General features: G+C 35.2%; 16 protein-coding genes, 1 tRNA gene and 2 pseudogenes. 15 read left to right on the top strand and 4 right to left on the bottom strand.

Going from position 1 to position 18,318, the window contains the following annotated elements:
* Positions 1 to 11: 11 nt before the first annotated feature.
* Together PECL_RS04190 and PECL_RS04195 are read right to left on the bottom strand one after the other, a co-directional pair.
* Positions 12 to 452, bottom strand: coding sequence for an Ltp family lipoprotein (locus tag PECL_RS04190; protein WP_014215346.1), 441 nt, complete (start codon positions 450 to 452; stop codon positions 12 to 14).
* 525 nt (positions 453 to 977) lie between these two features.
* Positions 978 to 1,337 carry a helix-turn-helix domain-containing protein gene (locus tag PECL_RS04195; RefSeq protein WP_014215347.1) on the bottom strand — a complete coding sequence of 120 codons (360 nt, stop codon included), beginning with the start codon at positions 1,335 to 1,337 and terminating at the stop codon, positions 978 to 980.
* 351 nt (positions 1,338 to 1,688) lie between these two features.
* Between PECL_RS04195 and PECL_RS10350 the strand changes: the two genes are divergently transcribed.
* From PECL_RS10350 to PECL_RS04225, 7 genes and pseudogenes are all read left to right on the top strand, one after another.
* The gene (locus tag PECL_RS10350; RefSeq protein WP_014215348.1) at positions 1,689 to 1,817 is read left to right on the top strand and encodes a hypothetical protein; all 129 of its coding nucleotides are present in this window, start codon (positions 1,689 to 1,691) and stop codon (positions 1,815 to 1,817) included.
* Between the two features lie 15 nt (positions 1,818 to 1,832).
* Positions 1,833 to 2,026, top strand: a pseudogene (locus PECL_RS09855) (BRO-N domain-containing protein); the annotation flags it as partial.
* A 378-nt stretch (positions 2,027 to 2,404) separates the two neighbouring features.
* Positions 2,405 to 2,605: pseudogene (locus PECL_RS10385) on the top strand (phage holin family protein); the annotation flags it as partial.
* Entirely contained in the window at positions 2,589 to 3,491 is a 903-nt protein-coding gene (locus PECL_RS04210) for an N-acetylmuramoyl-L-alanine amidase (protein WP_041534603.1), read from the top strand. The pseudogene PECL_RS10385 and the gene PECL_RS04210, both read left to right, overlap by 17 nt.
* 94 nt (positions 3,492 to 3,585) lie before the next feature.
* Complete coding sequence (locus tag PECL_RS04215) at positions 3,586 to 4,242, top strand: hypothetical protein (protein WP_041534604.1); 657 nt, start codon at positions 3,586 to 3,588, stop codon at positions 4,240 to 4,242.
* The gene (locus tag PECL_RS04220) at positions 4,239 to 5,348 is read left to right on the top strand and encodes a hypothetical protein (protein ID WP_014215351.1); all 1,110 of its coding nucleotides are present in this window, start codon (positions 4,239 to 4,241) and stop codon (positions 5,346 to 5,348) included. Before PECL_RS04215 ends, PECL_RS04220 begins: the two co-directional genes overlap by 4 nt.
* Positions 5,349 to 5,758: 410 nt before the next feature.
* Positions 5,759 to 5,986: a hypothetical protein gene (locus PECL_RS04225; RefSeq protein ID WP_014215352.1), complete on the top strand. Its 228-nt coding sequence runs from the start codon at positions 5,759 to 5,761 to the stop codon at positions 5,984 to 5,986.
* A gap of 209 nt (positions 5,987 to 6,195) precedes the next feature.
* Here PECL_RS04225 and PECL_RS04230 read toward each other — a convergent pair.
* Positions 6,196 to 6,283: transfer RNA gene (locus PECL_RS04230), tRNA-Ser, on the bottom strand.
* Between the two features lie 243 nt (positions 6,284 to 6,526).
* On the opposite strand from PECL_RS04230, the gene dnaG reads away from it, so the two are divergent.
* The 4 genes from dnaG to PECL_RS04250 all read left to right on the top strand — a co-directional run bounded on the left by dnaG (position 6,527) and on the right by PECL_RS04250 (position 11,101).
* The gene (gene dnaG / locus PECL_RS04235; RefSeq protein WP_014215353.1) at positions 6,527 to 8,383 is read left to right on the top strand and encodes a DNA primase; all 1,857 of its coding nucleotides are present in this window, start codon (positions 6,527 to 6,529) and stop codon (positions 8,381 to 8,383) included.
* Between the two features lies 1 nt (position 8,384).
* The gene (rpoD, locus tag PECL_RS04240; RefSeq protein ID WP_014215354.1) at positions 8,385 to 9,527 is read left to right on the top strand and encodes an RNA polymerase sigma factor RpoD; all 1,143 of its coding nucleotides are present in this window, start codon (positions 8,385 to 8,387) and stop codon (positions 9,525 to 9,527) included.
* Positions 9,528 to 9,626: 99 nt separating this feature from the next.
* Positions 9,627 to 10,319, top strand: coding sequence for a tRNA (adenine(22)-N(1))-methyltransferase (locus PECL_RS04245; RefSeq protein WP_014215355.1), 693 nt, complete (start codon positions 9,627 to 9,629; stop codon positions 10,317 to 10,319).
* Positions 10,316 to 11,101 carry a Nif3-like dinuclear metal center hexameric protein gene (locus PECL_RS04250; RefSeq protein WP_014215356.1) on the top strand — a complete coding sequence of 262 codons (786 nt, stop codon included), beginning with the start codon at positions 10,316 to 10,318 and terminating at the stop codon, positions 11,099 to 11,101. Before PECL_RS04245 ends, PECL_RS04250 begins: the two co-directional genes overlap by 4 nt.
* 61 nt (positions 11,102 to 11,162) lie before the next feature.
* On the opposite strand, the gene PECL_RS09860 is transcribed toward PECL_RS04250, so the two are convergent.
* Entirely contained in the window at positions 11,163 to 11,339 is a 177-nt protein-coding gene (locus PECL_RS09860; RefSeq protein ID WP_041534606.1) for a YjzD family protein, read from the bottom strand.
* A 132-nt stretch (positions 11,340 to 11,471) separates the two neighbouring features.
* On the opposite strand from PECL_RS09860, the gene dnaE reads away from it, so the two are divergent.
* The 4 genes from dnaE (at position 11,472) to PECL_RS04275 (ending at position 18,315) form a co-directional block, all read left to right on the top strand.
* A complete protein-coding gene (gene dnaE / locus PECL_RS04260; RefSeq protein WP_014215358.1) occupies positions 11,472 to 14,801 on the top strand; it encodes a DNA polymerase III subunit alpha in 3,330 nt (1,109 codons plus the stop codon).
* A gap of 129 nt (positions 14,802 to 14,930) precedes the next feature.
* Complete coding sequence (gene pfkA, locus PECL_RS04265) at positions 14,931 to 15,902, top strand: 6-phosphofructokinase (RefSeq protein WP_014215359.1); 972 nt, start codon at positions 14,931 to 14,933, stop codon at positions 15,900 to 15,902.
* A gap of 71 nt (positions 15,903 to 15,973) precedes the next feature.
* Complete coding sequence (gene pyk / locus PECL_RS04270; protein WP_014215360.1) at positions 15,974 to 17,737, top strand: pyruvate kinase; 1,764 nt, start codon at positions 15,974 to 15,976, stop codon at positions 17,735 to 17,737.
* Positions 17,738 to 17,856: 119 nt separating this feature from the next.
* Complete coding sequence (locus PECL_RS04275) at positions 17,857 to 18,315, top strand: DUF441 domain-containing protein (protein WP_014215361.1); 459 nt, start codon at positions 17,857 to 17,859, stop codon at positions 18,313 to 18,315.
* Positions 18,316 to 18,318 lie beyond the last annotated feature (3 nt).

Raw genomic sequence — 18,318 nt, forward strand, 5'->3', positions numbered from 1 at the left:
TTATTTAAAGATTATTTTGGTAAGTGTGTTACTGCGTAATCTGCTTCTGATGCAGTAAATTGTTCTCCTGCAGTTGCAGTTAATTGATCACGAATTGCTTCAGGAGACATGTCTTGATCTTTTTGGTATGACTTTGCTTTATTTAAAGCGTTTTTATTCCAATCAACGCCAGTTAGATGGGACATTGCGTAATCAGCGGCCTTTGAAGAAAATTGTTCTCCAGCTTCTGAGGTTAATTGATCATGAACTGCTTGTTTAGACATATCCATGGTTGTAGCATAATCTCGAGCCTTATTTAAAGCAGAAGTGTATGCCGTCGGAACACTTAGCTTTTTTTCCTCCGTTTTAGATGTAGACGATGAATCTGTAGACGAAGTACTTAAATCAGAACTACAAGCAGCAAGAGATAGAGAACTCAAAAGTGTTAATCCTAATGCGATAGTTTTTTTCATGATGTTGCCTCCTAAGTGTCAGCTTTTAAAGTCTTCAGCTTTTGGACAAAGTAGATTAATTCATGTATTTAAATTTCAGAATTAACTTTTAAAATAAACACTGAATTTTATTCTGGTAATCTATATGCAGTTACTAATTCTTGAATTGTGCACGGCATTCGCTTGTTTTTTTCTATACACAGTATTCCTATTAATGTAATAGCGAAATTGTCAGCTTCCGTTTCCAATTTAGAATGTACGTTTGGAATACCCGTATAGTACTTGAAAGTACATCATGTAGGAGTATATAACCGATTTCATGAGCCATAACGAAGTAGAGAGGGGAGATATCTAATGTTAGTGTTGAACGTCACGATAGAGATATTGCTATCGTATGTTGTTTTTGCTAAGGATCTTTCCAAAAATTTATTTGTCCATTCAACATCAATGTTTAATTTTTCAGCAATAACGAAAGAGTCCGCTGTTTTGTGCCTGTCAGTAACCGTTTCGACGGCCTCACTAATTGTTCATTCATACATAAGACCCCTAATCTTGTTTGTGGCGATTCCAAAATATTGTAGCCATGGCCACTTTAACTTGTTGCTTTTCTTCTTCGGTAAGACCTTCGCCGCCGTAGGTCATTCCACCATCTAAATTTCTATTCAAAAATTCTTCTAAATCCTGTGTATCTTTTTCATTAGCCCATTCAGGTGTTTCGCTCTTACCTAATAGGTAGTCGACTGTTACACCTAAAACGTTGGCAACTGCTTCAAGTTTTGATGAATCAGGCGTTCTCTTTTTCCAACCATAAATGGTGGTTTCACCTAAATTAGATTTCCTTGCCAATTCTCTTAATCCGAACCCTTTTCTTTTTGCAAGTGTGTTAATGCGTTCAAATGTTGTCATATAGGCCTTTCTTAAAACATCTAAAAAGCAATGTTCTCAACTGAATAAAATAGTTGGCTATGTATATTTAGTGACACATAATTATTTTTGTTAAGAAATATTTTTAATAAATACAGCAATTAAAAATACCTGTCAATCAACTTGGTGGGAGATATAAAGCTCTTTAACGCTTATTATTTATGCATTTATTGTACGATATTGAATACAAATGTGCAATTGTTTTCTCAATAAAGTTTAAGAACAAATACAGAAGGGAGAAAGCATATGTTTTTAAAAATGGAAACTAATGGGAAAGCCGATGCAATTAAAACATGAACGGCTACTCATAAAAAACTAGAAACGTAAGGAACTTTGAGTAGAGAAATTGAAAAATCAATTACTTCTATTAATTTAGCGGTTAATAAAATGATGGTTACCGATGCGGCAGAGAAGTTAGTAAATGAAATTTATGAGTATTTGTCTGAAAAGGGTCGAATCTAGAAGGGAGTGAAATAAATGAACGAACTACAAGACTTTAATTTTGGAGGAAATAAAGTAAGAACATAGTAATAGATAGTGAACCATATTTTGTTGGTAAGGATGTAGCAAAAGTATTGGGTTATAAAAATACTAAGAATGCCTTGACCCGGCACATAGATGACGAAGATAAGCTTGGGTCGCGTGTCACGATCTTAGGTCAATATAGAGAAGGAAACGTATCTACTGGGATGGAAGAATATGATAAGATGATGAACCCAGGTGGGGCAAGGTGTTTACGATCAAGATTATGCGTTGTAAAAACAACCATATAAAAAGGATCTTTCAACAGAATTTTTTACGGACGGATTAACCCAAAAACAATCTACTTTTTTAAAGGATTTTTTATTGAATAATTTGGAATATCCACGTAAAAGTGCGTTTTATTTGCCTGAAAGGAGGGCTTAAATGATTGTCTTCGCATGGGCAGTGATTTAGATATTGGAAGGGGAATGGCTAAGGGATTACTCAACAAACAAACTGGTGAGTTAAACTCAACGAAAGGACTAAGAAGATGACTGTCATATGTTTGATCAGTCGTCTTCTTAGTCCTTTTAATTTATCTATTTATGAATGCAATTGGTTTTACAGCACCAGCCAATGCATTGTTAATGTTTTACGTAATTACTTACGCCATTTCAATCATTGAAAATCTGGGACAAATGGGAGTCCCGTTTCCAGAATTTATTAAAAAGTATTTTGTAAAACTACAAGATGGATACGATGGAGGAATACATGAAATTAAAAAGTAAATTAGCAATGGGGGTCGCTATTATTGTAGCGGCTCTTTCTTTTGCCCAAAATAATAGTAAAGTACATGCTAGTTCTTATTCTATTAACAACACATACGCATTGTCGGGAGGTGAGGGGTCACCATATAAGACCAATTCTAATATGGTGATTGCACATGCAACCGGCGTATATGCTCCTGTTGTTAATAATGCCAGCTTTGAAAAACGAACATGGTACTCAAATGGCGCCTATGTTCAATATATCGTTGGTGACGGTGGGAAAGTTTACTCTGTAGGTGCAGAGGGATATCAGTCTTGGGGCGCTGGCACATACGCCAACGAAAATAGTCCCGTTCAAGTAGAGCTTGCTCAAACTTACGATCAAACGGAATTTAACAAGGATTATGTAACTTATGTTAACTTGCCTCGTGATCGTGCCAAGGCTTGGGGTATTCCAACTACGGTTGATGATTCAACTTATCGGGGAATTAAATCTCATTTGTGGGTCACGAATAATATTTGGGGTGATCATACAGACCCATACGGATATTTGGCAACACACGGTATTAGTAAAGCGCAATTTGCCCATGATATTGCCAACGGGTTTAGTTCCTCTGGTAATAATACAAATGCTATACCTAAGCCAAGTAAGCCTACTGTTCAAAAGGGGCGCATGGTAAAGGAAGATGCAACCTTTAAGAATGGTGATGAACCAATTCAAGTACGCTATGGGAGTACTTTAAGCAGTCGTAAGGCAGGTATGTTAACAGCAGGAGCCAGCATCCATTATTATGGCTATGTTGTAGATAGTGGCTATGTTTGGATTGTGTACACAAGTAACAGTAATGACAAACTATATTGTCCAGTCCGTCCAGTTGGTAAAACTGCTTGGGGAACATTTAAATAGTATTACAAAAGCCTACTAGTCTGATGACTGGTAGGCTTATTTGGATTTAGGGTTGCGACAATAGGTTATAATTAATTACGGAGGTAAATATAGAATGTTTAGATCATCGAGAAAGGATTTTAGGTATAGTTATTACATTTCTTCATTAATGATTTCATATTTTCTTTTAGTTGTTTACATGTTTTTAAGTAAGCTTGAGGACGTTAAATATCAATTTTCAGATTTGACTGTTAATGTTTTTTCTCCAAATAAGATAGTTTTTTGTTTACTATTGTTATTGTTAGGATTTAGCTTTCATTCTCTAAAAAAAATTCAAAATATAATTAAAGATAATAAGAAGTCTTCTAATACATTGGGAATTGTTCAACTTGAAGTGAAAGCGAAATATAATCAAGGATTTAGAGATTTTATAATGAGTGTGCTAGTTCCAATTATTTCATCTTTTTCTATAACGGATCATGCAATTGCAACATTTGTAGTGCTTTTAATCGTGCAGTTTGTTACATATAAATTTTATGTTAACTCCTCTGACATTTTTCCCAATGTATCATTGGCTATTTGGGGATATTCAATCTTTATTGGAACAGAAACAAAAAATGGACATTGTAACGGGGATAGTGGTAAAGTATGGTATGTACTAGGCAAAACAGATGAAATTGAGTCAATAATTCTGAGTGAGCAAAAAATGGTTCCCTTTGGCGAGCCTGAGTACAGAAATAATAATATTGGTGTGATTTTGGAGGATAAATGATGCAAATCAGTTCAGTATATGTTTTAAAATATTCCAGTAGCGAAGAAGATAGCATTGCTAAATTACCGTTTGAAAATGATCAACTTAGTAATTTATCAGCATTAGTGGAGGAACCTAAGAGTAAACTATTGCATGATATTAGTAGTGTGGAAGACGACTCCTTCAATTTTACTCAACGATACTCAGTTACCCTTAAAGAAAGTACTACATCTGATACGGATGATACGGAAAAATCTGATAATAGCATTAAAGAGAAAGATCCACATATCATCATACTGGAAGAAATATTTTTAGAACTAAAAAAAAATATTCCTCTTCTTGATAAACCTAGGGCAATTTTGTCACAAGACAATAAAGTCTTATTCCCCTCTGTAATTTATATGGTGGAGGATGTTAAGGAAGATGTGAGCGCTAAACATCTATATGTGTATCCTCTAAAAGACTCTATGTCGGTTAGAAATTGTGTTGGCCTTTTTTCTCGTCCTAAAAAATTAGGTTCAACGGACGCGGAGAAATTAGAGGTCCATGAAGTAGACAATGGATTTTATTTACCAGAAAAAGACTGTATATGTAGTTTTCATGTGAAAACTGTAGGGACACAGCAAAAAATAATCAAAACTACTAAAGTGTACAAAGCTTTTGCATTTAGTGAATTATTCGAATTAAAAAAGATAAATGAACGTTATGCTGAGCATACAATCGACAAATTCATTGCAAAAGATGACCCACTGAAACTAACACAAGATAAATATGGTGTTAGTTTTGCAGGGAATTCTGATGTGGAGGTCAAAAAAGTTAAAGACAAAGTCACTAGCGATGAGCTTTTGAGTAAGAGTTTTGCTAGATTTAGAGGAACACAAAATAGTACCATTCAAAAAGTAGGGATAGTAAGATTTAAAAAGGCGATAAAGAGATTAAATGAATACGTTGATTCTGATGCATCTGCAAATTTTAATAAATTTAATATTCCCACAATCGATGAAGAGAACAAAAAAATTATTGTTAATGAAGAACAAGTGGCCGTTTTCGCTGAATTAATTCAAAATAACGTGGTCGAACGCATATTGAATAATTCTATACAGATACCTTATTTTAATAGGTCTTAGGGTAAAGCCTCTCACATAATTGTGGTAGGCTTATTTTTTTGTAAAAAAATTTGAAATTATATGTAAATCTAGTTGTATATATGTAAATCTAGTTGTATATATGTAAATCTAGTTGTATAATAAATATATAAAGTTAAGGGAGGTGGTTAAGTTGAAAGGTAGGCATCAAAAAGAGCCAGATAAAGATTCAATCATGTTACTACTGACGATAGTCAACACGATAATAGCAATCCTTACATGGCTCGGAATAAAAAGATAAGGTCGAGGGGCATAGCCCCTTTTTCCTGTATTCATTTTATCACAAGGAGGATACTGAAATGAAGAAAGAAACTAAGCAAAACTTAGCAATTATGTTTTTGGTTGTAGCATTGGTATTTTGGATAATGTCCTTTTTGAAAGTGTGGTTCTAAATGAAGATATTAAAAAAATACTTTGAAGAAAATAACTTAACAGCCTATAGAGTTGGCAAGGATAATGAAATGCCAAATCAAACAATTCGTAAACAATTAGAAAACAATGGACTAGATAGGTTATCGTGGAAAGTTTTAAAAGCAATCGCTAACTCATTAAATAAATCTGTTGGCGAAGTTGCTGATGAATTAATCAAATTAGAAAACAAAAACACTACTTCAAAATAGAGGTAGTATTTTTTAACTATTATTTAGATTAAAGAGTCAAAGGGTAAAATAGACGTATAAACTCTATAGCACCATCGTAGCACCATTCGTTTTATTTCATATAATATTCTCAATATATTCTATAAAAACAAAAGTGGCTTAACATCAACGTTCATAAGATGTTAGCCACTTTTATAGTTTTCTCGTAATGTTCTTAGAACCTTCTATAAAGGAGAGTACAGGATTTGAACCTGCGCGCCGGTATTAGCCGGTTCGCCGGATTTCGAGTCCGGTGCATTACCACTCTGCCAACTCTCCATAACAAATTAAAGTATACAAAAAAAGAAAATATATTGCAAGATGTTCCGTGTAGTAGAGATGAAATAGCACATTATTTATGGAATTTGAAAACCAAATGAGCACAATAAAAAAGTAAAATCTTTTTAAAAAATTGAACATACTTGACAGATGTGTATATTTATAAGCTTATTTGATTGTAAATTTTACTCTTACATAGTAGTATATTATAGTGCTAGATTGGCTCGAAGGCGGGTGATAATAATGGCAAGATCAATTCCCGAAGAGGTTGTGGAACAGGTTCGTAATTCCGTGGACATTGTCGATGTAGTGAGTAGACACGTGCAACTTAAAAAAATGGGAAAGAACCTTTTTGGTATTTGCCCTTTTCACGAAGAACGAACTCCTTCCTTTTCGGTTTCGGAAGATAAACAAATTTTTCACTGTTTTAGTTGTGGGAGAGGAGGAAATGTTTTTCGATTTTTGATGGATTTGGAAAATCTGAGTTTTCCAGAATCTGTTCAGAAGGTTGCGGAGTTTACTAACATGCAACTTGATCAGTCGTATTTTAGTAAATCTCAAGTTGAGCAGTATTCTAGCCAACAAAGTGAACAGATCACTCTATATAAGGAAGCTGCGAATTTATATACACATATTTTAAAAAATACTAGGCTTGGAGAAGATGCTCTTAACTATTTAAATGAGCGTGGAATCACGGAAGATGATATTAACGTTTTTCAAATGGGGTTCGCTCCGTCAGATAATCTTTTAGTGGAATATTGCAAAGAACATAATATTGATTATGAACAGATGCGAAAGTCTGGACTATTTGTGGAAAGTGATGCCGGGGAACTACATGATCGTTTTTTTAATCGTATTATGTTTCCAATTAAAAATCAGTTAGGAAATGTTGTAGCTTTTTCGGGCCGAGTTTTAGAAAAAAAAGAAAATCAGCCTAAATATTTAAACAGTCCTGAATCTGAAATTTTTAATAAAGGGCGCACTTTGTATAACTTCGATAGAGTTCGATCGCTAATTTCTCAAAAGCGTTCTATTATTTTGTTTGAAGGCTTTATGGATGTTATTGCTGCTAATCGAGCAGGTACAACAAATGGAATTGCTTCAATGGGTACGAGTTTGACATCAGATCAAGTTACAATGATGGCTCGAGTAGCAAAGGAAGTGGTTATTTGTTATGATGGCGATGATGCTGGTCAGAATGCCATTGCGCGTGCAATTCAATTAATTGAGCAGGAAAGTTCTTTAAAAATCAAGATTGTGTTTTTGCCAGATGGGCAAGATCCGGATGAATATGTTAAAAATAATGGTTCAAAAAACTTTGAACAGTTGATGTCAAGCAGTGGTGAAAGCAGTACGGCCTTCTATCTTAAGTATGACCGTCACGGCTTAAATTTAACTAATGAAAATGACCAGGTCGCATATATCAGACAATCAATTGAGCGTATTTCACGATTAAACGACTCAATTGAACAGGATATTTATTTAAAGCAGTTATCTGATGAATTTAGCATTGATATTGGTGATTTAAAGCAACAAATGAATCATGTCTATGCTGACCAAACAATTCGTCAGAACAATAGGGATCAAAGGAGTACGTTTGTTTCCGAGGGTGAGACAAGACTTACAAATGCAGTATCGACGCCCACAAAACCACTTAGTAAAGTGGAACGGGCAGAGAGGCTGCTGCTATATCGAGCTTTAAACGAACATGATGTTTGGATTAAATTGCAAGGTACCCCGGGTTTTTTCTTTCCGGACACAAACTTTCAAACGGTTTATGTTTTGGCGGGTGATTATTTAAACGCACATGCTGAATATGATGCAGCAAGTTTTATTGATTATTTGAAAAAGCCAGAATTTCAAAGGGTGATTGCAGACTTAGAGACAATTAATGTAAGTGATCTATCAAGCGGGACCGAAGTGGATGATTATATAAAAGTAATTAAAGATGATGCTCCACTTTCTAGTCAGATTGAGGCTACAACCAATGATTTGAATGAAGCGGTCCGATTAGGTAATCAAAAACTACAAGAAGAGTTAACGATTAGACTAGTAACGTTATTCCAGCAACAAAAGGTTCAAAATAGGGGAGGAAACTAGTATGGCTACCAAGAAAACTACAACTAAGAGTAAAAAAAAGAGTGAAGAAATTATCAATACACCAAAATTTAAGAAGGCTGTTGATAGTTTAATTAAAGTCCATAAAGCTGAGAAAACTATTCAATATGATGATCTCTCTGACGAAATTGTCAAACCATTCAGTTTATCTGATGAAGAAACTGATGATTTGATCCAAAAGGTTGAAGATGCCGGAATTAGTGTTGTTGACGAAAATGGTGATCCAAGTGAAAAAGCGTTAAAAACACAGGAAGTTACCAAAGAAGAGCTAGATGATACAAAAGCACCTGCAGGAGTTAAAATCAATGATCCGGTTCGTATGTATCTGAAAGAAATTGGACGAGTATCACTTTTAACTGCTGATGAAGAAGTAGAATTAGCCCTTCGAATTGAAAATGGTGATGAACGAGCAAAACAAGAGTTAGCCGAAGCAAACTTACGATTGGTTGTATCAATTGCTAAACGTTATGTTGGACGTGGAATGCAATTCCTTGACCTTATTCAGGAAGGTAATATGGGCTTAATGAAGGCTGTTGAAAAGTTTGATTATCGCAAGGGATTTAAGTTTTCAACGTACGCAACTTGGTGGATTAGACAAGCGATTACTCGCGCAATTGCGGATCAAGCTCGTACTATTCGAATCCCAGTTCATATGGTAGAAACCATTAACAAACTTATTCGAATTCAACGTCAGTTACTGCAAGATCTAGGCCGTGAACCAATGCCTGAAGAAATTGGGGCTGAAATGGATATGCAGACTGAAAAAGTTCGGGAGATTCTAAAGATTGCTCAAGAACCAGTCTCATTGGAAACGCCTATTGGTGAAGAGGACGATTCACATCTTGGTGATTTCATCGAAGATCAAGATGCGACTAGTCCTGCCGATCATGCTGCATATGAACTTCTTAAGGAACAATTGGAAGGTGTTTTAGAGACACTAACTGATCGTGAAGAAAATGTGCTCAGACTGAGATTCGGGTTGGATGATGGTCGTACAAGAACTCTTGAAGAAGTCGGCAAGGTGTTTGGCGTTACTCGCGAACGCATTCGTCAAATTGAGGCAAAAGCACTTCGTAAATTGCGCCATCCGTCTCGTTCAAAACAGTTAAAGGATTTCTTAGAGTAATTATTGATTAAGTCTCGAATTAAGTCACTAGACTAGAATCGAGGCTTTTTACATATGGCTTATAATTTAAAATACACATAATTTTGAGGAAATATTTTTATGAATGGAAAAAATTTATCACCACGACTAAAAAAAGTTTCAAGTCTTGTCCCCAGTGGTGTTCGTTTGGCTGACATCGGGTCAGACCATGCTTATTTACCTATTAATTTAGTTTTGAATAAAAGAGTTAATTTTGCGGTGGCGGGAGAAGTTGCTGAAGGACCATTTCTAAATTCAAAAAGTGAAATTCAAAAGAGTGGATTAAGCGAATTCATTATTGCTAGGTTAGGAAATGGATTAGAGGTTATTCAGAATAAAGATCACTTAGATGCTGTCTCAATTGCTGGAATGGGAGGAATCTTAATCAGCAATATTCTTGAAGCAGGAATTGAAAAATTGTCTGGCATTAATTATTTGGTTTTACAACCTAATGTGGGTGAACTGGAGTTGAGAAACTGGCTTCAAAGGAACCATTTTAAGATAGTAGAAGAACATATTGTTGCTGAAGACTTTCATGTTTATGAGATGCTATTAGCGGTTCCTGGAGAAATGGCATTAACTCCCTCTGAACTAAAGTTTGGTCCAATTCTAATGAGGAAGAAGTCCGATTTATTTATAAAAAAATGGAACCAAGAATTATCGCGACTATCTAAAATCAAGGAAAAATTATCTGGAAATGCCGATTTAAAAATGCAGACAAAATTGAAAAATATAGAGACAGAAATGCAATTAATTCAGGAGGTGCTCTCGTGAAAGTTCAAGATATAACAAATCGATTTGAAGAATTCGCTCCTAAAAAGTTAGCTTTCCCAGGAGATCCGATAGGGTTACAAATTGGAAATTTGAATCAAGAAATATCGAAAATTTTAGTTACCCTAGATGTACGACCTAATGTAGTTGAAGAAGCAATTAAAAATGGATGTAATATGATTTTTTCACATCATCCTGTCATGTTTAGGCCGGTTAAAAATTTGGATTTAACGATCGCGCAAAATAAAATGTACGCAGACATTATAAAGAATAATATTACAGTTTATTCTGCTCACACAAATTTAGATGTGGTCGAAGGAGGAATGAATGACTGGTTAGCTGATGAGATAGGATTAATTCAAAAAACAAATCTTGAAACATCAAGTGGAAGTATTGGGAAATTTGGAATCTTAAGATCAAAAGTTAGTATAGTGAACTTTTCAAAGTTTTTGAAAAAGCAATTTAACTTGGATGGGATTAGAGTGATTTCAGACAGCTATGATAGAGACATACAAAAAGTTGCGGTGATAGGTGGAGATGGCGGAAAATTCTACCCAGAGGTTGTTGCACAGAACTGTGATGCATTTATTACTGGAGATGTTTACTATCATACTGGGCACGACATGGAATCTGAAGGGCTATCAGTTTTTGATGTTGGACATAATGTTGAAAAAATTTGTATTCCAAAATTAAGCCAACTTTTTAAGCAATGGAAAAACGAAGAACAATGGAATATTGAAATTGTTGAATCAAAAGTAAATACTAATCCATATCGCTTTTTTTAATGATATTGGACTGCTTAAACAATGTTTTAGATAAATAAAAATAGTCGAGGATTTCTCTCGACTATTTTTTACTACCAGAAATAACTGGAACAAGATTTGCGGTGAGTAAGGCAACAAGTGCTGCAACCACACCAATAATTATTGGATTATCAGGAAGTTTATCAAGTGCTCCACCAATATATCCAACAACTTCGCCAAATAAAATGGACCAAAAAATAATTGTAAGCTGCTTAGCCATGATTTTGCCCCTTTCTAAAACACTCAACATTCTAGCACAATAAGTAAAAAAAACAAACTGCGGAATTCTTTTCTTTATAGATGTTCTTAGTTACAATTATCATAGATAATCCAATAGCAAAGAGGGAAAACTGTGAATTTTACACCATTACAAATTACAAGCTCGTATAGTTTATTACAAAGCTCTATACAGATTAAGAAGTTAGTAGCAAAGGCAAAAGAACGTGGTTTCAAAGCGATTTCTTTAGCGGATACTAATGTTCTTTATGGCACGATTGAATTCTACCAAGAATGTATTAAAAATAACATCAAACCACTAGTGGGTCTTCAGATTGGGCTGAATGAATTGCAGATGGTTGATCATGATTTTCCACTATTGCTGTTTGCAGAAAATAAAATTGGCTATCAAAATCTTGTTAAAATTAGTAGCTTAAAAATGACTAACCAAAATTCAAATTTAACAATCACAGATATTGCAGGATTGGAGAATGGATTAAAGGTAATTATTCCGGCCACACATTCGGAATTAATTGACTTGATTGAACGTGGTGAAAGAGAAAGAGCAGAATCTTTACTACAAACGTATTTGAATGTTTTTTCTAAAGATAACGTTGTACTAGGTGTCAATTTAAAACAAAGTAACATTTTACGGAGGACGGTTCATGACCTAGGAAATGATTTTAATTTAAAATGTGTTCCGTTGCCAGAGGTGAACTACCTTGATTCTGATGAGTATTTTGCTACTCAAGTTTTAAAAGATATTGATTCTGGTGAAACAATTCGAGATGTGCAGAATTTAGTTGCAATCAGAGGTGATGATTTTTTAAAAAATCATCAAGAGTTTTTAGATGATTTTTCAAATGATGATTTTAAAGATGATCTGAAAAATCTTGAGGAACTCGTAGATGGAATTGATTTAAAGCTTGAATTTTCCAAGCCACAGTTGCCTGATTTTACGGTTAATCAAGAAGAAAGCTCAATAAACATGCTAAAGAGATTGTGTCAGGAAAGTTTAGCAATTTTTTTTCAAACAAATTCTGTATCTGATGAAAAAATATACACCAATAGGTTAAAATCTGAATTAAAAGTTATTGAATCAATGGGATTTGCAGATTATTTTTTAATTATTCATGACGTGATTGATTATGCACACAGTGACAATATTATCACTGGGCCGGGACGCGGTTCAGCTGCTGGATCATTAGTTGCTTATCTTTTGAGTATAACTAGTGTTGATCCTATAAAATTTGGATTATTATTTGAGAGATTTTTGAATCCAGAGCGACACCAAATGCCTGATATTGATTTAGATATTCCTGATAATAAAAGAGATAAAGTTCTAGAATACGTTCATCAAAAATATGGGCATCAACGTGTTGCACAAATTATTACCTTTGGAACATTAGCAGCTAAACAAGCTATTCGGGACGTGGCACGTGTTTTTGGAATGTTGCCAAATCAAATCAATCAAATTAGTAAATTGATTCCAAATCAGTTAAATATCACATTAGAACGGTCTATTAAAGAGTCAGTTCCTCTACAAAATTTTGTAAATGATTCCGAAAAAAATCGGGCAATTTTTGAAACGGCTCGTAAAATAGAGGGATTACCTCGTCATTATTCCACACATGCTGCGGGAATTGTTTTGAGTGAGCGTGATATTGTGGAGTTTGCCCCAATTCAAAGCGGTAATGATGGAATGCTGATGGTTCAGTATTCTAAGAACTACGTTGAGCAAGTTGGTTTGCTTAAAATGGATTTCTTAGGTTTACGCAACTTATCCTTGTTAGCCGAAATTATTGATGACGTGAAAAAAGTTAATTCTAATTTTGAAATTGAAAAAATTTCTCTTGAGGATTCAGACACACTCGCCCTTTTTCAAAGAGCCGACACTTCGGGAGTGTTCCAATTTGAATCAGCTGGTATTAGAAATTTCCTCAGAAAAATGCGACCTGATAGCTTCAGTCTAATAGTGGCAGTTAATGCTTTATATCGGCCAGGACCAATGCAAAATATTGATAGCTTTATTAAAAGGAAAGATGGACTTGAAAAATTTAATATACAAGATAAGATTCTTGAAAATATTCTAGGTGAGACATTTGGTATATTAGTTTATCAAGAACAAGTTATGCAGGTTGCTTCCGAAATGGGGGGCTTTACGCTGGGAGAAGCCGACTTATTGAGAAGGGCTATGAGTAAGAAAAAAAGTGATGTAATTAAAACGATGGAAAATAAGTTTATAGAAGGCTCTAAAAAAAATGGCTTTAGCGTTCCGGCAGCTGAACGTGTCTATGCATACATTGAAAGCTTTGCTAACTATGGTTTTAATAAATCACATGCTGTTGCGTACAGTAAACTTGCGTTTCAATTAGCTTACCTTAAGACTCACTTTAGCGGACAATTTTATAAAGCACTATTAAATTCTGTAATGGGCGGAAATAGTAAGACCAGAGAGTATATTCAAGAAGTGAAGCGATTAGGAATTTCGGTTGAAGCACCTGATATAAATAAGAGCTTGTTTCAATACAGCTTTAATGAAAATAAAATTATCATGGGATTACAGAGCATAAAGGGTCTCAGGAAAGATTTTATAAAAGAAGTATTAAGTGAACGTGAAAAAAATGGTAAATTTACGACAGTTGACTCACTATTAAGACGAGTTGGGACGGAACATTTTAATCAAGATACAATTGAAAGACTTATATACTCTGGGGCCCTGGACCATTTTGGGTATAATCGTGCTGAATTATTAGAATATTTGCCAGAACTTTTAGAAAGTCTCAGTCTAAGCAAAGGGAGTATGGATTTATTTGAGCGATTAACTCCCAAAGTTATTCATCAAAAAGAAATCAATTTGCAAAGTAAACTTGAATGGGAAGAGGATCTCTTAGGCACTTATGTTTCTGCGCATCCTGTAGAAAGATATAAAAAGACATCAGAGTTAATCCATTCCACTAAAATTAGTGAGGTAACGCAAGGCCAGACAGTAAAGATTATTGCTTTAATTAGAAATGTACGTTTAATTAGAACAAAAAAAGGTGAACAAATGGCGTTCATTACAATTTCAGATGAAACAGGTTCATTAGATGGTGTTATATTTCCCAATGCTATGAAGACAATGATTGATATTAGTAGTACTCAAGTTGTTGTTTTATCAGGGAAAGTTTCAAACAGAAATGAACAACTGCAATTAGTAGTAAATACCATTCAAACACCTGAAATATTTGAAAATACTAACAAGAGATGGAATTTAATTGTTCCATCAAGGCAGAATACGGCTTTATTTCAATCCGAATTAATGACTATTTTCAAGAAACATCATGGACAAATACCGGTAACACTGACATACGAGGATACTGGAGAAAAAAACAATTTAGGATCAAATTTTAATTTAGATGATTCAAGGGAAACAAAAGAAAGCTTAGGGAAATTACTAGGTATTGAGAAGATATTTTTGAAATAATTTAACTTCTGGCTGAGTAAGCACTTTCATTAAACTAATTCCCAAAATGGTACAGACAACCCTTGTCAAAAGTGATAGAATCAACAATGAAGTTTTAAAATAATCACTAATTTAGTTTGAGGTGAAGAAATGAAACGTATTGGTATTTTAACTAGCGGTGGCGATGCTCCAGCTATGAATGCTGCAATTCGTGCCGTTGCTCGTAAGGCCATCAGTTCTGGTCTTGAGGCTTATGGTATTAACTATGGTTTCGCTGGCTTAGTTGCTGGTGACATCCATAAATTTGAAGCAACAGATCTTGATAATTCAATTGATACGGGTGGTACATTGCTTTATTCTGCCCGTTACCCTGAGTTTGCGCAAGAAGAGGGTCAATTGAAAGGAATTGAACAACTTAAGAAATTCGGAATTGATGCTCTTGTTGTTATTGGTGGCGATGGTTCATATCACGGGGCACTTCGCTTAACCGAACATGGATATAACACAATTGGGTTACCCGGTACAATTGATAACGATATTCCATATACAGATTTTACAATTGGTTTTGATACTGCTCTTAATACGGCTGTAGATGCAATTGATAAGATTCGTGACACGGCCAAAAGTCATCAGCGTGTTTTTGCCATTCAGGTGATGGGGCGTTTTGCTGCTGATATTGCTCTTTGGGCAGGTGTTGCTTCTGGTGCTGATGCAGTTATTGCACCAGGATTTGATTATAGCGTTGAAAAAATTGCTAACAAGCTTAAGAAAAATCGTGCAAACGGTAAAGATTATGGTTTGATTGTAATTGCTGAAGGCGATGCTAATTCGGATGCTGCACCTGAATTTATTGATCAACTCAAGCAATATGGTGATTTTGATGCCCGAGCTACAGTTATTGGACACGTACAACGTGGTGGAGTTCCATCAGCTCGTGACCGTGTGCTAGCTAGCAAGATGGGGGCATATGCAGTTGAGCTTCTACTTGAAGGTAGAGGTGGCCTTGCTGTTGGGATCCTTGATAACAAGGTTCAAGCTCATGATATTACAGATCTTTTTGATGCAAAACATCAAGCAGATCTTTCATTACATCAATTAGCTGAAGATCTTTCATTTAAATAAAGGCTAATTCTAAAATTTGGTAAAACGACTTAAATGTCATTTTAAATTAAAATCAAGGGAGAGATTTCATAATGAAAAAAACCAAGATTGTTTCAACACTTGGTCCTGCAAGTACTTCAGTCGACACAATTGTTAAATTGATCGAAGCCGGAGCTAATGTTTTCCGCTTTAACTTTTCACATGGTGACCATGAAGAACATTTAGATCGCTATAACAAGGTTAAAGAAGCTGAAAAGATTACAGGAAAAACTGTTGGTATTCTTTTAGATACAAAAGGTGCTGAGATCCGTACTACTGCACAAAAAGACGGTAACCAAGAATATCGCACTGGTGATAAGGCTCGTATTTCAATGGACGACTCATTAGAAACAACCAAAGAAACGATCGCTGTTACATATCCTGGACTTTTCGACGATGTTAACGTCGGTGGTCATGTGCTTTTTGATGATGGATTACTTGATTTTAAAGTTGACGAAAAAGACGTTGAAAATAAGGAACTTGTTGTTCATGCAACAAACAATGGTACTTTAGGTTCACGTAAGGGTACTAACGCTCCCGGTGTATCAATTAATTTACCAGGTATTACTGAAAAAGATGCTGATGACATTCGTTTTGGTGTTGACTCAATGAACATCAACTTCATTGCGGCAAGCTTTGTTCGTAAGCCACAAGATGTTCTTGAAATTCGTCAATTGCTTGAAGAAAAAGATGTAAATGATGTTCAAATCTTCCCTAAGATTGAATCTCAAGAAGGTATTGATAACATTGATGAGATTTTAAAGGTTTCAGATGGTTTAATGATTGCTCGTGGAGACATGGGTGTTGAAATTCCTGCTGAAAATGTTCCTTTGGTTCAAAAATCATTGATTAAGAAGTGTAATGCTTTGGGTATGCCAGTTATTACTGCTACACAAATGTTAGACTCAATGATTGAAAATCCTCGTCCAACTCGTGCTGAGGCTTCTGATGTTGCTAATGCTGTTTGGGATGGAACAGACGCTACTATGCTTTCTGGCGAAAGTGCTAATGGTGATTACCCAGTTGAAGCTGTTGCAACAATGGCTAAAATTGATGAAAAAGCCGAAAATGCTATGTCAGAAGATGGTAACCTTCAAATTAATAAGTTTGACCAAAGTGATGTCACTGAAACAATCGGTGCTGCTGTGGCTCGTGCTGCACGTAACCTTGGCGTTAAAACAATTGTTGCGGCTACACAGTCAGGCTATACTGCTAAGATGATTTCAAAATATCGTCCTAACGCTGACATTTTGGCTGTTACTTTCTCAGATCGAGTTCGTCGTGGATTAACAGTTAACTGGGGTGTACATCCTATTGTTACTGAAAAGCCAGCAACAACAGATGAGATGTTTGACTTAGCAGCTAACAAGGCTGTTGATCTTGGATTTGCTAAGGAAGGTGATTTAATTTTGATCACTGCTGGTGTCCCTGTTGGGGAAACTGGTACAACAAATATGATGAAACTTCAATTAATTGGGTCCAAGTTGGCAACCGGCCAAGGTGTCGGTGATGAGACCGTAATCGGAAAAGTTATTACTGCAACTTCTGCTAAAGAAGCTAACAGTAAAGCTGTTGAAGGTGGAATCCTTGTTACAAAGACAACTGACAAAGATTATTTGCCAGCAATTGAAAAATCAAGTGCCTTAGTTGTTGAAAACGGCGGATTGACTTCACATGCTGCAGTTGTTGGAATTTCAATGGGAATTCCTGTTATTGTTGGTGTCCAGAATGCAACGTCAATTCTTTCTGATGATGAATTAATTACGGTTGATTCTCGTCGTGGCGTGATTTATCACGGTGCTTCAAATTCAATCTAAGTTTAATTTACTAAAAAGTCGGAGTTTTTATGCTTCGGCTTTTTTATTATGTCCAAAACAGTGAAACTCTGTGCCTTTTCTAGTAAAATGGTTTATGTAAACAAAAAGGGGTGCATTTTGTGGAAAGCTGGTTGTTTCTTTTAGGAATTTTTATTATTGCGTTAATGGGGAAGAATCAATCGTTAATTATTGCGACGTGTGTTGTTTTAGTTATTAAAATAATTCCAGCGAGTTCAAAACTTTTTCAATTGATTGGTAAACAAGGAATTAATTGGGGCGTTACAATAATATCTATTGCCATTTTAGTACCGATTGCAACTGGAGAAATAACTTTTAATGATTTATTAAATTCGTTTAAATCACCTGTGGGTTGGATTGCTGTAAGTTGTGGAGTGCTAGTTTCGCTGCTTTCTGCGCGAGGTGTTGGTTTATTGGCTGTGTCTCCTGAGCTAACCGTGGCTATGGTTTTAGGTACAATTATTGGTGTTTCTTTTTTCAAAGGGGTTGCTGCCGGTCCAATTATTGCATCCGGGATCGCCTTTGTTATTATGCAGGTTTTACAAATTCAAAGTAAGTAGGTA

This window comes from Pediococcus claussenii ATCC BAA-344 (assembly GCF_000237995.1).
GTDB classification, from domain to species: Bacteria; Bacillota; Bacilli; order Lactobacillales; family Lactobacillaceae; genus Pediococcus; species Pediococcus claussenii.

What these genes read in the sequence shown, in the direction of transcription:
- PECL_RS04190 (WP_014215346.1), bottom strand. Translation starts at nt 452, where the DNA reads ATGAAAAAAACTATCGCATTAGGATTAACACTTTTGAGTTCTCTATCT.
- PECL_RS04195 (WP_014215347.1), bottom strand. Translation starts at nt 1,337, where the DNA reads ATGACAACATTTGAACGCATTAACACACTTGCAAAAAGAAAAGGGTTC.
- PECL_RS04210 (WP_041534603.1), top strand. Translation starts at nt 2,589, where the DNA reads ATGAAATTAAAAAGTAAATTAGCAATGGGGGTCGCTATTATTGTAGCG.
- PECL_RS04215 (WP_041534604.1), top strand. Translation starts at nt 3,586, where the DNA reads ATGTTTAGATCATCGAGAAAGGATTTTAGGTATAGTTATTACATTTCT.
- PECL_RS04220 (WP_014215351.1), top strand. Translation starts at nt 4,239, where the DNA reads ATGATGCAAATCAGTTCAGTATATGTTTTAAAATATTCCAGTAGCGAA.
- PECL_RS04225 (WP_014215352.1), top strand. Translation starts at nt 5,759, where the DNA reads ATGAAGATATTAAAAAAATACTTTGAAGAAAATAACTTAACAGCCTAT.
- dnaG (WP_014215353.1), top strand. Translation starts at nt 6,527, where the DNA reads ATGGCAAGATCAATTCCCGAAGAGGTTGTGGAACAGGTTCGTAATTCC.
- rpoD (WP_014215354.1), top strand. Translation starts at nt 8,385, where the DNA reads ATGGCTACCAAGAAAACTACAACTAAGAGTAAAAAAAAGAGTGAAGAA.
- PECL_RS04245 (WP_014215355.1), top strand. Translation starts at nt 9,627, where the DNA reads ATGAATGGAAAAAATTTATCACCACGACTAAAAAAAGTTTCAAGTCTT.
- PECL_RS09860 (WP_041534606.1), bottom strand. Translation starts at nt 11,339, where the DNA reads ATGGCTAAGCAGCTTACAATTATTTTTTGGTCCATTTTATTTGGCGAA.
- pfkA (WP_014215359.1), top strand. Translation starts at nt 14,931, where the DNA reads ATGAAACGTATTGGTATTTTAACTAGCGGTGGCGATGCTCCAGCTATG.
- pyk (WP_014215360.1), top strand. Translation starts at nt 15,974, where the DNA reads ATGAAAAAAACCAAGATTGTTTCAACACTTGGTCCTGCAAGTACTTCA.